The following is an 18,485-nucleotide window of genomic DNA, read 5'->3' as shown; positions in this document are numbered from 1 at the left end:
GCCCGTGGATCATCCGATCCACGGGCCGCTCCGGTGGTCCCGTCAGCTCTCCGCGGGGTCGAGCCCGGCCCGCAGCAGACCGTAGGTGTACGCGTCCTCGAGTGCCCGCCAGGAGGCGGCGATCACGTTGTCGGCGACACCGACCGTGGACCACGTCGACGTGGCGTCGCCGGACTCGATCAGCACCCGGGTCTTGGAACCCGTCCCGTGCTGGCCCTCCAGGATGCGGACCTTGTAGTCCACCAGCTCCATCCGGGCCAGCTGCGGGTAGATGTGCTCGAGTGCCGTGCGCAGCGCCTTGTCCAACGCGTCCACCGGGCCGTTGCCCTCACCGGTGGCGATCCGGCGCTCGCCCTTGGCCCAGAGCTTGACCGTGGCCTCGTTGCCCGCGTTGCCGTCCGTCAGCTGCTCGCTGATGGTCCGCCAGGACTCCAGGGTGAAGAAGCGCTCCCGGCGGCCCTTGGCCTCGTCCCTGAGCAGCAGTTCGAAGGAGGCGTCGGCGGCCTCGTAGGTGTAGCCGAGGTTCTCCTGCTCCTTGACCTTGGCGACCACCCGGCCGACCAGGTCCCGGTCGGCGGAGAGGTCGTAGCCGAGCTCCTTGCCCTTGAGCTCCACCGAGGCCCGGCCGGCCATGTCGGAGACCAGCATCCGCATCGTGTTGCCGACCAGTTCGGGGTCGATGTGCTGGTAGAGGTCCGGGTCGACCTTGATCGCGGAGGCGTGCAGCCCGGCCTTGTGGGCGAAGGCGGAGAGGCCGACGTAGGGCTGGTGGGTGGAGGGCGTGAGGTTGACGACCTCCGCGATGGCGTGCGAGATCCGGGTCATCTCGGCCAGCCGGCCCTCGGGCAGGACGCGCCGGTCGTACTTGAGCTCCAGCGCGCCGACCACCGGGAAGAGGTTGGCGTTGCCGACCCGCTCGCCGTAGCCGTTCGCGGTGCACTGGACGTGGGTCGCCCCGGCGTCCACCGCGGCCAGCGTGTTGGCGACGGCGCAGCCGGTGTCGTCCTGGGCGTGGACGCCGAGCCGGGCGCCGGTCTGCTCCAGGACGTCGGCGACGGTCTCGCGGACGCCCGCGGGCAGCATCCCGCCGTTGGTGTCGCAGAGGACGACCACGTCGGCTCCGGCCTGGTGGGCGGTGCGGACCACCGCGAGGGCGTACTCGCGGTTGGCGCGGTAGCCGTCGAAGAAGTGCTCGCAGTCGATGAACACCCGGCAGCCCCGGGAGCGCAGGTACTCCACGCTGTCCCGGACCATCTCCAGGTTCTCGTCCAGGGTGGTGCGCAGCGCCAGCTCGACGTGGCGGTCGTGGGCCTTGGCGACCAGCGTGATCACGGAGGCGCCGGAGTTGACCAGGGCGGCCAGCTGGGGGTCCTCGGCGGCCTTGCCGCCGGCCCGGCGGGTGGCGCCGAAGGCGACCAGCTCGGCGTTCCTGAGGTCGAGTTCGGCGGCGGCACGGGCGAAGAACTCGGTGTCACGCGGGTTGGCGCCCGGCCAGCCGCCCTCGATGAAGCCGACGCCGAACTCGTCCAGGTGCCGGGCGATGGTCAGCTTGTCGGCGACGGTGAGGTTGATCCCCTCGCGCTGGGCACCGTCGCGCAGCGTGGTGTCGAAGACGTGGAAGCTGTCGTTGGGGCGGCTACTGGCCTCGGTCATGACCCTGCGTTCTCCGTTTCCGGGAGTACTTCTTGTCGTTTTGCCGGATTCTCCGGCTCCACTGTCCACCATCCCGCGCGCTCCCGGTGTCGCAGAGCCCCTCGTGGGGGCCCCGGCCGGTCCGGGGAAACAAAAAGACCCCTCGCGGGTGCGAGAGGTCTGCGCGCGGGTCTGGACACGGTGATCGCTCCGTGCAGACGGGTCACTGCGGAGCGGTCACTGCGGACCGGCGCGCCTGCTGCCAATAATCAGCGAGAGCGAGGACACGTCCGGAGTCTTGCACACCATCCGGGATCCGGCCGGTCCGTCTCGCGATGCGAAACGGACCGGCGGGTCGGCCGAGCAGCGCGGGCGGCGCCGACCGTCCCACCGGGACGGGACGCCCGGCGGGACGCGGCCGCAGATCAGACGATCCGGTGCAGCCAGCCGTGGGTGTCCGGGATCCGACCGCTCTGGACGGCGAGCAGGGTCCGGCGCAGCTCCATGGTGATCTCGCCGGGCTCGCCCTTGCCGACGGTCCAGTCGGCGCGGGCGGACTTGACCGAGCCGACCGGGGTGATGACGGCGGCGGTGCCGCAGGCGAAGACCTCGGTGAGGGTGCCGTCGGCGTTGCCCTGCTTCCACTCGTCGGTGGAGATCTTCCGCTCCTCGACGGCGTAGCCGAGGTCGGCCGCCATCCGCAGCAGCGAGTCACGGGTGATGCCGGGCAGCAGGGCGCCGGAGAGCTCGGGGGTGACGATCTTCGCGTCCTTGCCCTCGCCGAAGACGAAGTACAGGTTCATCCCGCCCATCTCCTCGATCCACCGGTGCTCGGCGGCGTCGAGCCAGACGACCTGGTCGCAGCCCTTCTCGGCGGCCTGGGCCTGGGCGACCAGCGAGGCGGCGTAGTTGCCGGCGCACTTGGCGGCGCCGGTGCCACCGGGCGCGGCGCGGACGTACTCCTCGGAGAGCCAGACCGAGACCGGCTTGACGCCGCCGGGGAAGTAGGCGCCGGCCGGGGAGGCGATGATCATGAAGAGGTACTCGTTGGCCGGACGGACCCCCAGGCCGACCTCGGTGGCGAACATGAACGGCCGCAGGTAGAGGCTCTGCTCGGGCTCGTTGGGCACCCACGCCTGCTCCTGCTGGACCAGCAGCTCGACGGCCTCGACGAAGGTCTCGACCGGCAGCTCGGGCATGGCCAGCCGACGGGCCGAGGCCTGGAAGCGCTCGGCGTTGGCGGTCGGCCGGAAGGTTGCGATGGACCCGTCCTGCTGCCGGTAGGCCTTGAGGCCCTCGAAGATCGACTGCCCGTAGTGCAGGGTCATGTTGGCCGGGTCGATCTCCAGCGGCGCGTACGGCGTCAGCTGGGCGTCGTGCCAGCCGCGCCCCTCGGTCCAGCGGATGGTGACCATGTGGTCGGTGAAGACGCGGCCGAAGCCGGGGCCGGCCAGCCGGGCCTGCCGCTCCGCATCGGACAGCGGGTGCGCGGAGGGCTTGAGCTCGAACGTGATGGGCGCCTGGGTGGGCGTACTCATGTCTGTCTGTCCTTCACCGTGGGGTTGGTCCGGGCCCCGCCACCGGTGTTCGAACACACGACGGCACGGCCCACTGTCGATACTCGCATCCAGAGGGCCGTGCCGAACAGCTGGCAAGCTGCTCCGATATGTGCTCCGGCCCGTCAGCCGGATACTCGGGCGGCGAGCGCGTCGCCGACCTGGGAGGTGGTCCTGGTGCCGGTGCGCCCGGCCAGGTCGGCCGCGACGGCGGCCTCGACCTTCGCCGCCTCGGCGGTGAAACCGAGGTGCTCCAGCAGCATGGCGACCGACAGCACGGTGGCGGTCGGGTCGGCCTTGCCCTGTCCGGCGATGTCCGGGGCCGAGCCGTGGACCGGCTCGAACATCGACGGGAACTCGCCGGTCGGGTTGATGTTCCCGCTCGCGGCCAGGCCGATGCCACCGGTGATCGCCGCGGCGAGGTCGGTGAGGATGTCGCCGAAGAGGTTGTCGGTCACGATGACGTCGAAGCGCTCGGGCTGGGTGACGAAGAAGATCGTCGCCGCGTCGACGTGCAGGTAGTCGGTGGTGACCTCGGGGAACTCCTGGCCGACCTGCTGGAAGATCCGGCTCCACAGGTGTCCGGCGTGGACCAGCACGTTGTTCTTGTGGACCAGGGTGAGCTTCTTGCGCGGCCGCGCGGCCGCCCTGCGGTAGGCGTCGCGGACCACCCGCTCGATGCCGTACGCGGTGTTGAGGCTGACCTCGGTGGCGACCTCGTGCTCGGTGCCGGCGCGCAGGGTGCCGCCGTTGCCGACGTACGGGCCCTCGGTGCCCTCGCGGACGACCACGAAGTCGATCTCGGGACGGCCCGCCAGCGGGCCGTCGACGCCCGGGAGGAGCTTGCCGGGGCGCAGGTTGATGTGGTGGTCGAAGGCGAAGCGCAGCTTGAGCAGCAGACCGCGCTCCAGCACTCCGGAGGGGACGCTGGGGTCGCCGATGGCACCGAGCAGAATGGCGTCGTGGGTCTTCAGTTCGGCCAGCACGCCGTCCGGCAGGGTCTCGCCGGTGCGGTGGTAGAACCTGGCGCCGAGGTCGTACTCGGTGGTCTCCACCTCGACCTCGGAGGGGAGGGCGGCGGCAAGCACCTTGAGGCCCTCGGCCACCACTTCCTGGCCGATGCCGTCACCGGGGATCACTGCGAGACGAAGGGTGCGAGACATGCCACGGACCCTACTCCGCGTCCCAGTTCGTGACACCTGCATGTCCACTATTCGGACGTCGCGTGTCGCGCCGGCGGTGGTACGCAGTTTCGAACGAAGCGGGCGTAACCGGTAATATCCATCCAGAGTTCATGGTTTCTTCACGGGGGATCACAGATGGTCAATCCCATCAGCCGGCGCCGTGCACTATGGCTGGCCGGCGGGATGGTGGCAGTGCCCGCATCCGGCTACGGACTGTGGGAGGCCACCCGCTCCACGTCACCGAAGTCCCGCAGCACCCAGCCGCCGCCGGAGACGATCCAGGCCAGCGGCATCGCCGGCAGTTCGGAGCGGATGTCCTTCGTCCATGTGATCGCCCACCCGGACGACAACCTCTACTTCATGAATCCCGACCTCGACCAGGCCGTCGCGACCGGCGCCGCCTGCGTCACGGTCTGCCTGACCGACGGCGAGTCGGACGGGCGCAACGTGCTGCACAGCGAGGCGGGCCACCAGCACGTCCCCGCGGACCGGGCCGGGTACACCAGGGCCCGGATCAACGGGCTCGCCGCCTCGTACGCCGTGATGGCGACCGGCGACGAGAACAGTCCGTGGGAGGTGGCGCTGGTCAGCTACCAGGACGGACTGGCCGTCGAGCAGCACACCCTGAAGGCCGCTCCCCACGTGCAGCTGATATTCCCCGCACTGGTGGAGGCCCGCGCGGTGAGCACCCCCAGGGCGGACAGCCTGCGCGGCCTGTGGCTGGGCCAGGAGCAGCGGATATCCACCCTGCCGCCGGCCCGCAGCGGCCTGCCCGCCCAGGCCACGTACACCCGTGAGCAGCTGGTGGACACCCTGGTGAACATCCTGGACCACTTCCGCCCCACCGTGGTCCGCACCCTCGACCCCAACCCGGACCACGCCGTGAAGGCGCCGCCAAGACCGCAGGGCCTGCTCTACCTCGACCACCAGGACCACACCTACTCCGCGTACTTCGCCCAGGCGGCACTCGCCAAGCACTGGGGCGACGGCAGCGGCAGGGCCGCGACGGTGGAGAGCTACCTCGGCTACGTCAACGCCGAGCTGCCGGCCAACCTCGACCTGCCGACCGTGCAGCGCAAGGCGCGGCTGATCGACACCTACGGATGGGCGGACAACCGGGACTGCGGCGACCCCGCGGGCTGCGGCGACCGCAAGGTCGGCAAGGGCGCGCTGCGCAACGGCTGGGCGCAGAGCACCCGCTACCGCGCCGCGGGCAGCGGCCAGTGGATCCAGCAGACCGGCGCCGGCCGGCTGATGGCCTTCACCCTGCTCAACGGGGCGGCCGCGTACTGGTTCGAGGACGCCAAGGGCTGGCACGGCCCGCAGCGCATCGCCGGTGACGGCCTGGAGGGCCAGCTGCAGGTGATCCGCCAGGCCGACGGGCTGCTGCGGCTGTTCGGCGTGCGCACGGTGCTCGGGTACACCCCGCAGGACCACCGCCGGGAGATCGTCACCTGCGTGCAGAACTCCGACGGCCCCGGCGAACAGCCCTTCAGCCCCTGGGAGAGCCTCGGGGCACCGGACGGCGACGACGCGGTGAAGTCGATGGAGTTCGGCTACCCGGTCGCCCTGGCCCGCCCGGACGGCGGTGTGCAGGTCTTCGCCCGCACCTTCGCGGGCACCGTCGCCGTCCGGGTGCTGGACGGCGGCTGGAACGCCCTGCCGCTGCCGCCCGGGGTCGGCCAGGGCGTGCTGGACGGCATCGGCGCGGTCCTCGACGCGAACGGCCTGACCCACGTCTTCGCGGGCGGCAAGGGCGTCGCGCACTGGATGAGCGACACCCCGGGCGGGCCGCTGCGCCCGGCCGCGCCGACCGGCCTGCCCGTTCCGGGCGGACCGATCACCGCCCTGCTGGGCAAGGACGGCAGGCTGCGGCTGCACTTCCGTGAGCCCAAGTCGGCCAAGGTGCTGACCGCCGAGCACGAACCGACGTTCGACACCTGGAAGGTCGTCGCCGAAACCACCCCTCCGGGTGGTTTCGGCCGTGTCGCGGCCGGCGCGGACGTACTCGCGGTCCGGGACGGCAAGGGCCGGGTCGCCCTCGGCACGGTCCAGGGGTGGCAGCACTCCGGGCCGCTGCTGGCCGGTGCCCCCTCGGTCACCACCGACCGGGACGGCCTCCCGGTCGTCGTCGCCGTGGGCTGCGACGGCATGCTCTACGTCGCCCGGCGCTCGGCCGCGGAGGAACCGTTCGGTCCGTGGAGCCTGGCTCCCTGAGAGGACCGTGCGGTAAGGCCGCTTATGCTCGACCAGATCGATCGAGACGACCCGCACGAGGCAGGAGCCGCACCCCGTGAGCCGGAGCACCGCCCTCGCCCGACGTCTGAGAAGTCCGGAGCTCGGCGCGGCCGCGCTGGCGGCCGTCCTCTCGATGGGCGCGTACTGCCTGGCGATGGCGATCCGCGGGACGTACCCGTTCGGCGCCCGCTCGCGGGCCGTGAACGACCTGGGCAACCAGTTCGTCCCCTTCCACGCCCACCTGTGGGACCTCCAGCACGGGAACACCACCGGTGACCTGGTCTTCAACTGGAACAGCGGCTTCGGCGCGCCGTTCCTGGCGGACTTCTTCACCTACCTGATGAACCCGTTCTCCTGGCTGGTCGGGCTCTTCCCGCGCGACGCGGTGAACTTCCCGGTCTTCCTGGTCACCCTGCTCAGCATCGGCCTCGGTGCGGCCGTGATGACGTACTTCCTCGGGCGCCTGCACCCCGGTTCGCCGTGGCTGCGCGCGCTGCTGGGCGTCGGGTACGGGGTCTGCGCCTGGGTGCTGAACGACGGCTCCCCCGACCCGATGTGGATGTGGGGCCTGGTCTCGCTGCCGCTGGTCGGGATCGCCTGCGACTGGTGCCTGGCCGGCCGCCGGTGGGTGCTGGGCACGCTCTTCGTGGCCGTCGCCTGGGCCGGGAACTTCTACACCGGCGCGATGGCCACCATCGGCGCCGGACTGGTGCTGCTGGTGCGGGTGGTGCTGGCCGACGACCGCCCGGTGCGGGCCCGGCTGCTGGTGCTCGGCCGGGCGGCCGGCATGGTCGTGACCGGGGTGCTGCTGACCGCACCGGTCATGTTCGTCGGCCTCAAGGCCAGCAAGTCCTCCCAGCCCGCGCCGCTGGCCACCTACGGCGGCCCGCCCGGACTCACCGACTACCTCGCCCAGCTGCTGCCCGGCGGCCGCTCCGGCCTGAGCGTGCCGAACATCTTCATCGGCATGCTCGGACTCCTGCTGGTCGCCTCGCTGCCGTTCAACCGGCGGGTGGGCGTGCGCGAGCGGGTGGTCTGGTACGTGCTGCTCCTGCTGGTCGCACTCAGCTTCGTCTGGGAGCCGACCATCCTGCTCTGGCACGGTCTGGCGATCCCCAACGGCAGCCCCTACCGGGCCGCCTTCGTGCTCAGCGGGATGCTGACGATGGCGGCCTGGGTCTCGCTCTCCCGCCGCCCCGACCTGTTCGCCCTGCTCGGCGGCGCCGGACTGGTCGCCCTGGTCGCCCTGGTCGGGCACGACCGGAGCTCGGTCTACGCGGCGACCTGGGTGCTGGTCGGCGCGGGCGGCGCCCTCGCCCTCGCCGCCCTCTGGGCCCTCGACCGCTGGCACGGCGACCGCCGGGTGGGGCGGCTCGCCGTCCTGGTGCTCGCCTGCGGGGTGGTGGCCGGGACCACCCTGTCCACGTACTCGGCCACAGTGATCCGCGACAAGCTGCCGTTCTTCTCCCCCCGGCCCACCATCGGCGGGCCGAGCCTGGCCGCGTACGACGTGCTCAGGCAGCACGACGACTGGCCCGCGACCCGTACCGACCCGGGCCCGCACGAGTTCGCCTCCAACGACCCGATGCTGCTGGCCGGCGAGGGCGGCTCGTACTACAGCAGCTACATCCCGGCCACCACCGCCGAACTGCTGCACGACCTCGGCGCGGGCTGGTTCATCCAGGGCCGGCACACGCTCAGCCCGGCCGACCCGGTGGGCCGGGCCCTGTTCGGCGTCACCACCTACCTGGACAGCAGCTCGGACCCGAACGGCTTCACCGCCAAGCAGGCCGCCGCCGCACCGCTGGTCACCGTGCACCCCTCGGTCAGGCTGGACACCAGCTCGGTCTGGTCCCGCCAGGAGTCCCTGCTGGGCGCCAAGGTGTACGAGATCCCGCAGCTGACCCCGACCGCCGGGCCCCGGCCGACCCTGCACGGCAACAGCGGCTGGTCCGTCCCGGCCACGCCCAGGGGCAGCGCCTGGACCACCTTCACCGGCAGCTGCACCCCCGGCACCACCGCGTTCTTCTACGGGCCGTGGTTCAACGGCACGGTGATGGGCATGGGCGCCAAGTACGAGAGCTACGGCAGGCAGTCGATGACCGCCATGCCGATCAGGGAGCTCGGCCCGGTCGGCGCGGACGGCAGGGTCCGGGTACAGCTGCGCACCCCGGCTGCCGCCCAGATCCCGGCCGCGCCGATCGGCTGCTTCGACCAGGCCGCGCTCACCAGGGCGCTCGGCGGGCTCAAGGGCGCCACGGAGGTCAGCTCGGGCGGGCACACCCTGAGTGCCGAGCTGCCCGCCGGGTCGAGCGGCACCGCGCTGGTCTCGGTGCCCGCCGTCACCGGTTGGCAGTGCTCGGTGGACGGCGGCGCCGAGCGGAGCGCGCAGTCCGTCCTCGGGATGATCGGGGTGCCGCTCGGCAGCGGTGCCTCGCGGTTCTCCTGCACCTACCGCACTCCCGGCCTGGCGGTCGGCCTGGCGGTCGGCGGGGTCGGCCTCGCGGTCCTGGTCGGGGTGTCCGTCACCGCTAGGCTGCGGCGCAGGCACCACGCGGACGGGTCGGTCACCCCGGTACCATCTACGTGATTATCGGGACAAATGTGGTCGTGCGATCAGCCGCCCTGAGTGCCCACTACCGGAGGTGAGCCCGTGCGACTGTCGGTCGTTGTCCCCTGCTACAACGAAGAAGACGTGATCGATCTCTTCGACAAGTCGATCCGTGCCAGCCTGGACGAACTGCCGATCGACTACGAGCTCTGCTACGTGGACGACGGCAGCAGCGACCACACCCTGGAGCACCTGCGCAAGCTGGCCGCCGAGCACCCCGGCAGCACCCGGTACGTGTCCTTCAGCCGCAACTTCGGCAAGGAGGCCGGCATGCTGGCCGGCCTCCGCGAGGCCACCGGCGACGCGGTCGTGCTGATGGACGCCGACCTCCAGCACCCGCCGGAGCTGATCGAGCGGATGCTGGAGCTCTACGACCGCGGCCACGACCAGGTGATCGCCCGCCGCACCCGCGAGGGCGACAGGGCCGTCCGCAGCGCCGTCAGCCGGCTCTACTACCAGCTGATCAACAAGTGGGTGGACGTCGAGATCGAGGACGGCGTCGGCGACTTCCGGCTGCTCTCCCGCAAGGCCGTGGACGCGCTGCTCTCACTGCCGGAGTACAACCGCTTCTCCAAGGGCCTGTTCTCCTGGATCGGCTTCGACACCGTCACCTTCGACTACAAGAACGTGGCCCGCGAGGCCGGCGAGACCAAGTGGCGGTTCGGCGCCCTGCTGAACTACGGCATGGACGGCCTGATCTCCTTCAACAACCGCCCGCTGCGGATCGCCATCTACCTCGGCCTCGCCCTGGTCGGCCTGGCAGCGCTGTACGCGGCGTGGATCACCGGAGTGGCCCTGGTCGACGGCATCGACTCACCCGGCTACGTCACCCTGATCGTGGCCATCGTCGGCCTCGGCGGTCTGCAGATGGTGATGCTCGGACTGATCGGCGAGTACATCGGCCGGATCTACTACGAGACCAAGCGCCGCCCGCACTTCCTGGTCAAGGAGACCAACGCACCCCGGGCGACCTTCAAGGCCGAGGGCTACCGGGGCTCCCAGGAGGAGGAGCGGTGAAGCCGCAGCTCTGGCAGATCGTCAGATTCGGGCTGGTCGGCGCCGCGAACACCGCGACCTTCTACCTGATCTACCTCGCGCTCCACCCCTTCATACCGTACTTCGCGGCGTTCACCGCGGCCTTCCTGCTCAGCATGGTCGGCTCGTTCTTCCTGCACACCTACTTCACCTACCGGACCAGGCCGACCTGGAAGAAGTTCCTGCTCTTCCCGCTGCCCAACATCACCAACTACCTGGTGCAGAGCTTCGGGGTGGTCGCCCTGGTCCAGTGGCTGCACCTGGACAGCAGGATCGCGCCACTGGTGGCTTCAGTGGTCGCGATCCCGATCACCTTCGTACTGTCGAAGATCATCCTGACCGGGCGGGCCGGGGAGCCCGCCCCGGCCGGTCAGGGCGGCTCAGCGCGGGTCGACCAGCTGAACGCGGCTGCCGTCCCGGTTGAGGTGGTGGACAAGTAGCAGCCTGGAGCGGTCGCCCGCGGTGCGGCGCAGCTCCAGCACCCCGCCCGGCCGCTCCTGTGCCAGGAGTGCGGCAGGGCCGCCGACCCCGCTGCGGACGTCCAGTGCCGGGTGCAGCACGTCGATGCCCAGGGTCGGCTTCCCGCCGTCCATGCCGATCGAGGAGAGCGCGTCCAGCGCACTGGGCAGGCCGCCGGCGGTGAAGCCGGTCCACAGTCCGTAGCGGATCCCCGCGGCGCCCCGCTTCAGCCTGGGCAGCGCGGCCAGCCGGACCGGCAGCACCACCGCGTCACTGTCCAGCAGGCCGGTGTCGGTGTCGCCCCAACGGGCGTTCAGCGGCTGGACGTCCAGCTCCTCGCCGGTCCTGGCGTCCAGGGTGCGGGCCACCAGGACGTCGCTGCCGGGCAGCCGGTCGGCGGCCACGACCGCATCGGTGACGCCGTCCCCGTCGGTGTCCAGCGAGGCCCGGACCGCGAAGTTGCCGACCGGGGTGGCCGCCGGGGCCCAGAAGGCCGCGGCCAGGTAGAGCGTGCCGCGCAACGGCTCCTGATCACCGGCCGGGCCGCCGGGCGCGGCCGCCGGCGAGGCCACGGGCAGCGGAAGCGGGAACGGGAACGGGCCGCCGCCGGCCGCGGCGGCGTCCGTGGCCGCACCGGCGTACCTCAGGTCGGCCGCCCGGTCACTGTCGCTGGTGACGCACGGCCCCGCATCCTTGGCGCCCGGCGCCTGCCCGCCCTCCTGGTGCAGGGCGTCCGCGGCCCCGTCCGGGCAGGTGGGCCAGCGGGTGCCCGCTGCGCCGAAGGTGAAGGCACTGACCAGGCCACCACCGCCCTCGACGGGGGCGGCGCCGCCGTTCAGGGTCAGCAGGGTGCTGGACTGCGAGGCGCGGACCTGCGCCCCGGCGGACAGCTCGGAGGCCGGGCGCGGCGCGGCGAACAGCGGTACCCGCAGCGCGGGCAGCTGCCCGTCGGCGGGGGTGAGCAGCAGCCGCCCGGAGAGCTCGGCCCGGTAGCTGCGGGCCCGGCCCGCCTGGAGCAGGTCGAGGGTGGGGTCGGGGGCCCGCCCCAGCTGTCCGGGAACGTGCAGCGTGACGGTGACCCTGGCGCTCCCCCCGGCCGGCACCGTGACCTGACGCGGCGTCACCTCGAATGCCGCGCCGGGGACTTCGGTGGACGACTGGTAACCGGTGGCGTAGTCGACCGGGCGGGCCGCGAAGTTGCGGATCTCCACCTCCCGGCGGAGCGAGGTCGGGCCGGTCACGGGCACCGGACCGAAGGAGACGCCGACCGCGCCCTCCACCGCCCCCTCCCCCGCCGCGTACGCCACCGCGGGCGTCCGCACGGCCTGGTCCACCCGGACCCGTCCGGCACCCGCGCGCTCGGGCCCGTACACCGGGCCGGTGCGGTTGTCACCCGGCCAGGTGTCGCCCGCGGTGTTCATCAGCGCCGCCTTGACCTCGGCCGCGGTCCAGCCGGGGTGGGCGGCGCGGACCAGGGCGGCGAGCCCGGCGATGTGCGGGGTGGCCATCGAGGTGCCGTCCTCGCGCATGCCGCCGCTGCCACTGCCCGCCTTGGCCGACCAGATGGTCTCGCCGGGCGCCGCGAGGTCCGGCTTCACCAGGCCCGGCAGGCCGATGCCGCGCGAGGTGAAGGAGGTGAGGGTGTCGGCGCGCTGCGGCTGGTCCTGGGCGACCGCGCCGTGCAACGGGTTTCCCCTGGTGGCCAGTTGGACCCTGACCGGACCGGCGGCCACAGCCCGGACCAGCCGGTCGCCGTCCTCCTTCGCCAGGATCGCGACCGGGATCCGGTCGTCACCGGCGAGTTCGCCGAGGTGGTCGCCGTCGGCGGCGAGGAGCGCACCGACTGCGCCGGCCGCCGCCGCGTGGTCCGCCCGCAGCGCGGAGCCGCAGGCCCGGTCGGCGTCCTTGGTCCGCCAGGACAGCACGGCGACCTTGCCGCGCAGCCGTTCGGCGTCGGCCGCACCGAACGGTGTGCAGCCGTCCGACCGGTCGGCGGGCAGCGCGAGTTCCCCCTCGACCTCCTGGGTGGACCAGCCGGAGTACTTGGCGCTCCAGTGCGCCGGGACCAGCCCGGCCAGGGCCTGCGGGGCGAGCACCCGGACACCGTCCGCGTCACCGTGCGGGTCCACCGAGGCGGCCACCGCAACGGAGCGCGCGGCGGTGCCCGGGCTGCCGCCGACGCCGTACACGTCGCCCTCGTTGCCGATCGCGGCGACCACCACCGTCCCGAGCCCGGCCAGCCGGTCGGCGGCGATCGCGTCGGCGTCGTCCGGGCCGCCGAAGCGGTCGCCGAGGGAGAGGTTGACCACGTCCAGCCGGTCCGCCAGGTCGCCGGTCCCGTCGGGGTCGGCGGCGATGTCGAGGGCCTGGGCGAGCTGGTCGGTGGAGCCCTCGCAGCCGAAGACCCGGATCGCGTACAGCTTGGCGCCGGGGGCCGCACCGGGGCCGACCTTGAACCCCGCCGGGTCGAGGCCCGGCCGGTAGGGGCCGCGGTAGGTGCCTCCTGCCGAGGTGACACCGAAGCCCGCGGCAGTGCCGGCGACATGGGTGCCGTGGCCGTTGGCGGCGCAGTCGATCGGGTTGCCGTCGGGGTGCGGCACGGGCTGCGGGTGGCCGGAGGAGGGGTCGGGGTCGTAGTCGTCGCCGACCAGGTCCTTGCCGCCGACCACCTTGGCGCTGGGGAAGAGTCCGGCGGGGGCGGGCTTGGCGCCGTCCACCGAGCGGAACGCCTGCTCGGTGCCCGGACCGCCGAAGTCCGCGTGGGTGTAGTCGATGCCGGAGTCGATGATGCCGACCCGCACCCCCTCGCCGGTGTTGCCCGGCAGCCCGGCGGTGCCCGACCAGAGCACGGGCGCGCCGGTGAGCGGGACGGAGTACCCGTTGGAGCGCTGCTTGAGGGTGATCGGATGGACCGCCCTGACCCCGGGCAGCCGCCGCAGCGCGGCCAGCTGGGCGGGCGGCGCGGTCACCGCGATGCCGGTGAGCAGGGTGTGCGTGCGGTAGAGCTCGCGGGCACCGGGGGCGGCCCGGCGGACGGCACCGCCCAACCGGTCAAGCGCCCGGTCGGCGCGGCGGCGCTGCCCGGCCCCGGCCTCGGCGGCGGCCCGGCGGACCTGGGCCGGCGAGCGCCCGGCCCGCCGCGCCGAGCTCTCGGCCCGGCGCCAGGCGGCGGCCGCGGGTTCGGTGTCGAGCTCCAGCAGGACGCGCTGCGGCGGTTCGGCCCGGCCGACCGCCCGACCTGCCCCGGCGGCCGCACCGGCCGGCGGCGTGGCGACGAGCCCGACACAGCCCGCCAGGACGGCGAGGGCGGCTCCCAGCCCGGTCAGCCCCCTTCGGCGCTGGTCCCGGGCGAAGGGGTGTCGGCGGAGAGCTGGTGGGGTGCGCACAGAACCGTCCTTCCCCGGCAGGGGCGGACAGATCTCGCTGCCGCCCGCGCCGTGCGGACGTCGATCACCCCTCCGGAGCGCTCAAATTACGATCATCGCGCCGAAGGGAGTGGACGAACTCCCTCGTTCGGGGAGGGAGTGCACTCCTGTGAGTGATGCGCTGTCAGGCTTTCGGCCCAACCCCGGGGGCCGGGTCGGCGTGTCTCAGCCGAGGTGGCCGGTGACGCCGCCGTTGTCACGGCGGTCCAGGGCGCGCTGGAGCGCGGCGGCGGCGTGCGGGTCGGGCTCCGCGCGGCGCCGGCGGCGCGGCGGGCGGACGGAGTCGGTCGGGGTGGCGTGGCGGTCTGCGATGGGGGGCATACCGGGCTCCTCGGGCAGGGGCACGCGCACCGGCGTGCCGGGGGTTCGGGAGGTCTCAGGAAGGAGGGAGCCCCGCGCGGCACGCCGCTGGAAGGGTGGCGGCGGGCTACGGGACGGCACGCGCCGGACAGGGATCGCCTGCCGGTCCGCGTACGGCGCGCACGGGCCACGCTCCCCGCTTGTCGGGGGCGGCTGCTCGTGCGGCTCTTTCACGGTACGACGGCGGGCGGGCGCTGTCTGCACGAATAGTTGGATTTCCTAGTATCTGAGACGGCGTTCACCCGGAGCACGCGCAAGGGGCCGGACCGTGGCGGTCCGACCCCTTGCCGACGGGCGGTGGATCAGTCGTCCAGCACCATGGCCTCGGCGCAGGCCGCGATGGTGAGCAGCAGCGCGTCGTCCTGACCCGGGACGATGGTGACGCCGTAGTGCTCGCTCAGCAGCGACCACTTGCGGTCGATGTGCGCGACCTCCTGCTCGCCGTAGGTGATGGCGTACTGGTGGTCGGTGATGTTGCCGGTGACGTGCAGCTCGGCACCGTTCTCGAAGGTCACGGTGAACTTGTAGACCAGCGGCGAGAACAGGGCCTTCTTGACGGTCGCGATCCGCTGCTCACCACGCTGGATGTAGCGGATGTCGCGGAGCGTCATGATCTTCTCGGAGATCCGGTAGAGCTCGTTGCCGTCCACGTCCTGCAGGGCGATGACGCCGCTGAAGCTGAACATCCGCTCGTCGACCTGGAAGACGCGCTCACCGCCGCGCTTGATCCAGAAGTCGTGGGTGGGCGAGAAGAACTTCTCGTCGATCTCGTAGGTCACACCGTTCTGCACCGGCTCGTGGCCGTCCAGCAGCCGCTGGCTCAGGCCCTGCAGGAAGTTGTCGTGCTGCTCCCCGTGGCCCTGCTGCGGCGCGCCGCCGAGCAGCTGCTGGGCGATGCCGAACAGGCCACCGAAACCGTCGCTCATGTGGGATTCCCCTCTGGGTGGTGCGATCGTTCGACATGACTGTAGAGGCCGTCCCTGAGAAGCCGACAGCCCTCCCCGGTCCTGTTGCACAATCAGCACAACAGTCGGAGAGGGCCGTCGAAAAGTAACCAGCCGAACGGGTGTCAGCCGAGGTTGACCGACCGCGCGAACCGCGCGCCGATCGCACCGGAGATCTCGGCCAGCACCTCCTGGGACACCTCGCTGTCCACGGTGATCGAGGCCAGCGCGCAGCCGCCGTCCCGGGCGACCTGCATGCCCGCGATGTTGATCCCGGCGTCGCCGAGGATCCGGCCGAGGGTGCCGACCACGCCGGGGCGATCCTCGTACTTGAAGAAGGCCATGTGGTCGGTGAGCGCCACGTCCACGTCGAAGGCGTCCACGCCGACGATCTTCTGGGTCTGCTTCGGGCCGGACAGCGTGCCGGAGATGGCGGTCTCGCTGCCGTCGGCCAGGGTGCCGCGCACGGTGATCACGTTGCGGTGCTCGGGGCTCTCGCTGGAGGTGGTCAGCCGGACCTCCACGCCGCGCTCCTGGGCGAACAGCGGGGCGTTGACGTAGGACACCGTCTCCGCCACGACGTCCTCGAACACGCCCTTCAGCGCGGAGAGTTCGAGCACCTTGACGTCGTGCTGGGTGATCTCGCCGCGCACCTCGACGTCGAGCCGGACGGCCACCTCGCCGGCCAGTGCGGTGAAGATCCGGCCCAGCTTCTCGGCCAGCGGCAGGCCCGGGCGGACGTCCTCGGCGATCACGCCGCCCTGGACGTTGACCGCGTCCGGCACCAGCTCGCCGGCCAGCGCGAGGCGGACCGACCTGGCCACCGCGATGCCGGCCTTCTCCTGCGCCTCGTCGGTGGAGGCGCCGAGGTGCGGGGTGGCCACCACGTTGTCGAAGGCGAACAGCGGCGAGTCGGTGCACGGCTCCTTGGCGTAGACGTCCAGGCCGGCCCCGGCCACCCGGCCGTCACGCAGCGCGCTGACCAGCGCGGCCTCGTCCACGATGCCGCCGCGCGCGGCGTTGACGATGCGGACGGTCGGCTTGACCTTGTGCAGCGCCTCGTCGCCGATCAGGCCGATGGTCTCCGGGGTCTTGGGCAGGTGGACCGTGATGAAGTCCGAGACCTGGAGCAGCTCTTCGAGGGTGACCAGCTTGACGCCCATCTGGGCGGCGCGGGCGGCCTGGATGTAGGGGTCGTACGCGACGATCTTCATCCCGAAGGCGGACATCCGCTGGGCGACCAGCACGCCGATCCGGCCGAGGCCGACCACGCCGAGCACCTTCTCGGAGAGTTCGACGCCGGTGTACTTGTTGCGCTTCCACTCGCCCTGCTTCAGCGCGGCGTTGGCCGGCGCGATGTTGCGGGCGACGGAGATCAGCAGGCCGCAGGCGAGTTCCGCGGCGGTGACGATGTTGGAGGTCGGGGCGTTGACGACCATCACGCCGGCCTTGGTGGCGGCGGAGACGTCCACGTTGTCCAGGCCGACCCCGGCGCGGGCGACGACCTTGAGCTTCTTGGCCGCGGCCAGCGCCTCGGCGTCCACCCTGGTGGCACTGCGGATCAGGATGGCGTCCACGTCCGCGATGGCGGTCAGCAGTTCGGTGCGGTCCCCGCCGTTGCAGTGGCGGATCTCGAAGTCCGGGCCCAGTGCGTCGACGGTGGCGGGGGACAGCTCTTCGGCGATCAGTACGACAGCGCTCTTAGATGTCACAGTGCTCACGACAGTGTGTGTCCTTAACTGTCCGGTTCCCCCGGCACGGAGGTGGCGTGCCCGGTCGAGGGGAAGGTGGCATGCCGCGTAGCTAGACGCACGACGCTGTGGGCCTGACGCGCACTCGGAAGTCTATCGACGGGCTGGGCGCCGGGCTGCTCCCGTCCGGCGAAATCACCCGGACGGGAGCAGCCTGGTTGTACAAGGCAGTTACGCCTCCTCGTCGACCCAGCTCATCAGCTTGCGCAGCTTCTTGCCGGTGGTCTCCAGCAGGTGCTCGGAGTCCGCGTTCTTGTACTCGTTGTACTTCGGCAGGCCGGCCTTGTACTCGGCGATCCAGGTGTTGGCGAAGGTGCCGTCCTGGATCTCCGCGAGGACCTTCTTCATCTCGGCCTTGGTGGCGTCGGTGATGATGCGGGGGCCGGTGACGTAGTCGCCCCACTCGGCGGTCTCGGAGACCGACCAGCGCATCTTCTCCAGGCCGCCCTCGTACATCAGGTCGACGATGAGCTTCAGCTCGTGCAGGCACTCGAAGTAGGCGATCTCCGGCTGGTAGCCGGCCTCGACCAGGGTCTCGAAACCGGCCTTGACCAGGGCGGCGGTGCCGCCGCAGAGGACGGCCTGCTCACCGAACAGGTCGGTCTCGGTCTCCTCGGTGAAGGTGGTCTTGATGACGCCGGCCTTGGTGCCGCCGATGCCCTTGGCGTACGACAGGGCCAGGTCGAAGGCGCCACCGGTGGAGTCCTGCTCGACGGCCACGATGCACGGGACGCCGCGGCCCTCCTCGTACTGGCGGCGGACCAGGTGGCCCGGGCCCTTCGGGGCGACCATGCAGACGTCGACGTCGGCCGGGGGCTTGATGAAGCCGAAGCGGATGTTCAGGCCGTGGCCGAAGAAGAGGGCGTCGCCCGCCTTCAGGTTCGGCTCGATGGCCTCCTTGTAGACGTCGGCCTGGATCGGGTCCGGCACCAGGATCATGATGACGTCGGCCTCGGCCGCGGCCTCGGACGGGGTGGTGACGCGCAGGCCCGCCTCCTCCGCCTTGGCACGGGACTCGGAGCCCTCCAGCAGACCGACGCGGACGTCCACGCCCGAGTCGCGCAGGGACAGCGCGTGGGCGTGGCCCTGGCTGCCGTAGCCGATGACCGCGACCTTGCGGCCCTGGATGATGGACAGGTCGGCGTCGTCTTCGTAGAACAGCTCGGCCACGGGGGCACATCTCCTTGCGTGGTGGTGGTGCCGGGTACTGCGATTCCTACCGTAGTTGGACCCAGCCGGGGTGTGGGGCAGTGCTTCAGGGGTTGAGACAGCGGACGGCGTCGCGCGCCG

Annotated in this window: 12 protein-coding genes; 4 read left to right on the top strand and 8 right to left on the bottom strand. The window is 71.9% G+C overall.

Going from position 1 to position 18,485, the window contains the following annotated elements:
• Positions 1 to 42: 42 nt before the first annotated feature.
• From cimA to ACFC1R_RS31815, 3 genes are all read right to left on the bottom strand, one after another.
• Entirely contained in the window at positions 43 to 1,653 is a 1,611-nt protein-coding gene (gene cimA, locus ACFC1R_RS31825) for a citramalate synthase (RefSeq protein ID WP_375944557.1), read from the bottom strand.
• A gap of 404 nt (positions 1,654 to 2,057) precedes the next feature.
• Positions 2,058 to 3,170: a branched-chain amino acid aminotransferase gene (locus ACFC1R_RS31820; protein ID WP_375944555.1), complete on the bottom strand. Its 1,113-nt coding sequence runs from the start codon at positions 3,168 to 3,170 to the stop codon at positions 2,058 to 2,060.
• Between the two features lie 143 nt (positions 3,171 to 3,313).
• Complete coding sequence (locus ACFC1R_RS31815) at positions 3,314 to 4,351, bottom strand: 3-isopropylmalate dehydrogenase (RefSeq protein ID WP_375944553.1); 1,038 nt, start codon at positions 4,349 to 4,351, stop codon at positions 3,314 to 3,316.
• A 156-nt stretch (positions 4,352 to 4,507) separates the two neighbouring features.
• Here ACFC1R_RS31815 and ACFC1R_RS31810 point away from each other — a divergent pair, with 156 nt between their 5' ends.
• From ACFC1R_RS31810 to ACFC1R_RS31795, 4 genes are all read left to right on the top strand, one after another.
• On the top strand, positions 4,508 to 6,589 hold the full coding sequence (locus tag ACFC1R_RS31810) for a PIG-L family deacetylase (RefSeq protein WP_375944551.1): 2,082 nt from the start codon (positions 4,508 to 4,510) through the stop codon (positions 6,587 to 6,589).
• A gap of 76 nt (positions 6,590 to 6,665) precedes the next feature.
• Positions 6,666 to 9,200 carry a YfhO family protein gene (locus ACFC1R_RS31805; RefSeq protein WP_375944550.1) on the top strand — a complete coding sequence of 845 codons (2,535 nt, stop codon included), beginning with the start codon at positions 6,666 to 6,668 and terminating at the stop codon, positions 9,198 to 9,200.
• 63 nt (positions 9,201 to 9,263) lie between these two features.
• On the top strand, positions 9,264 to 10,238 hold the full coding sequence (locus tag ACFC1R_RS31800) for a glycosyltransferase family 2 protein (RefSeq protein ID WP_375944548.1): 975 nt from the start codon (positions 9,264 to 9,266) through the stop codon (positions 10,236 to 10,238).
• The gene (locus ACFC1R_RS31795) at positions 10,235 to 10,696 is read left to right on the top strand and encodes a GtrA family protein (protein WP_375944546.1); all 462 of its coding nucleotides are present in this window, start codon (positions 10,235 to 10,237) and stop codon (positions 10,694 to 10,696) included. Before ACFC1R_RS31800 ends, ACFC1R_RS31795 begins: the two co-directional genes overlap by 4 nt.
• Here the strand turns inward: ACFC1R_RS31795 and ACFC1R_RS31790 are convergent.
• The 5 genes from ACFC1R_RS31790 to ilvC form a co-directional block, all read right to left on the bottom strand.
• Positions 10,637 to 14,101, bottom strand: coding sequence for a S8 family serine peptidase (locus ACFC1R_RS31790; RefSeq protein WP_375944544.1), 3,465 nt, complete (start codon positions 14,099 to 14,101; stop codon positions 10,637 to 10,639). The genes ACFC1R_RS31795 and ACFC1R_RS31790 overlap by 60 nt on opposite strands.
• 204 nt (positions 14,102 to 14,305) lie before the next feature.
• Entirely contained in the window at positions 14,306 to 14,461 is a 156-nt protein-coding gene (locus tag ACFC1R_RS31785) for a hypothetical protein (RefSeq protein ID WP_375944542.1), read from the bottom strand.
• A gap of 341 nt (positions 14,462 to 14,802) precedes the next feature.
• A complete protein-coding gene (locus ACFC1R_RS31780; RefSeq protein WP_052681827.1) occupies positions 14,803 to 15,426 on the bottom strand; it encodes an LURP-one-related/scramblase family protein in 624 nt (207 codons plus the stop codon).
• Between the two features lie 143 nt (positions 15,427 to 15,569).
• Entirely contained in the window at positions 15,570 to 17,156 is a 1,587-nt protein-coding gene (serA, locus tag ACFC1R_RS31775; RefSeq protein ID WP_375944566.1) for a phosphoglycerate dehydrogenase, read from the bottom strand.
• Positions 17,157 to 17,366: 210 nt separating this feature from the next.
• A complete protein-coding gene (gene ilvC / locus ACFC1R_RS31770) occupies positions 17,367 to 18,365 on the bottom strand; it encodes a ketol-acid reductoisomerase (protein WP_375944540.1) in 999 nt (332 codons plus the stop codon).
• Between the last annotated feature and the right edge of the window lie 120 nt (positions 18,366 to 18,485).

The organism is Kitasatospora sp. NPDC056138 (genome assembly GCF_042264695.1).
Classification (GTDB): Bacteria; Actinomycetota; Actinomycetes; order Streptomycetales; family Streptomycetaceae; genus Kitasatospora.
The sequence above is the reverse complement of the archived record's forward strand: the minus strand, read 5'-3'. Positions and strand labels throughout refer to the sequence as shown.

Coding starts and splice junctions, on each gene's coding strand:
- ACFC1R_RS31785 (WP_375944542.1), bottom strand. CDS start 14,461: ATGCCCCCCATCGCAGACCGCCACGCCACCCCGACCGACTCCGTCCGC.
- ACFC1R_RS31810 (WP_375944551.1), top strand. CDS start 4,508: ATGGTCAATCCCATCAGCCGGCGCCGTGCACTATGGCTGGCCGGCGGG.
- cimA (WP_375944557.1), bottom strand. CDS start 1,653: ATGACCGAGGCCAGTAGCCGCCCCAACGACAGCTTCCACGTCTTCGAC.
- ACFC1R_RS31780 (WP_052681827.1), bottom strand. CDS start 15,426: ATGAGCGACGGTTTCGGTGGCCTGTTCGGCATCGCCCAGCAGCTGCTC.
- ACFC1R_RS31820 (WP_375944555.1), bottom strand. CDS start 3,170: ATGAGTACGCCCACCCAGGCGCCCATCACGTTCGAGCTCAAGCCCTCC.
- ACFC1R_RS31815 (WP_375944553.1), bottom strand. CDS start 4,351: ATGTCTCGCACCCTTCGTCTCGCAGTGATCCCCGGTGACGGCATCGGC.